This is a genomic window from Bacillus sp. 05T22, assembly GCF_056396765.1.
The window spans coordinates 1-677 of record NZ_JBFTMC010000266.1 but is presented as its reverse complement, the minus strand read 5'-3'; the positions used below and the strand labels follow the sequence as shown (position 1 = coordinate 677).

1 protein-coding gene is annotated in these 677 nt (G+C 39.6%); it reads left to right on the top strand.

What is annotated here, in order from left to right; translation table 11 throughout:
• On the top strand, positions 1-677 hold a 677-nt coding region (locus tag AC1DIT_RS28270), incomplete at both ends, for a Cna B-type domain-containing protein (RefSeq protein WP_476998620.1).

Genomic DNA, 677 nt, shown 5'->3' with positions numbered 1-677 from the left:
AGGAACGAAGACGTGGAAAGACGATAATGCGAAAGATCGTCCGAAAACGATTCAAGTAGACTTACTACAAAATGGCCAAGTCATTGCGACACAAGAAGTAAGTGAAGCAACAGGGTGGAAATATACATTTAAAGATTTAGCAGCATACGATGCAGACGGAAAAGCCTACAAGTATGAAGTGAAAGAACAACCAGTAGATGGATATCAAACAGAAGTCAAAGGTTATGACATCACGAATACAAAGGTTGGCCAAACAAAAGTAGAAGGAACGAAGACATGGAAAGACGATAACGCGAAAGAACGTCCGAAAACAATCAAAGTAGACTTACTACAAAATGGCCAAGTCATTGCGACACAAGAAGTAAGTGAAGCAAGTGGCTGGAAGTATGAATTTAAAGATTTAGCAGCATACGATGCAGACGGAAAAGCCTACAAGTATGAAGTGAAAGAACAACCAGTAGATGGATATCAAACAGAAGTSAAWGGTTATGACATCACGAATACAAAGGTAGGTCAAACAAAAGTAGGAGGAACGAAGACGTGGAAAGACGATAATGCGAAAGATCGTCCGAAAACGATTCAAGTAGACTTACTACAAAATGGCCAAGTCATTGCGACACAAGAAGTAAGTGAAGCAACAGGGTGGAAATATACATTTAAAGATTTAGCAGCATACG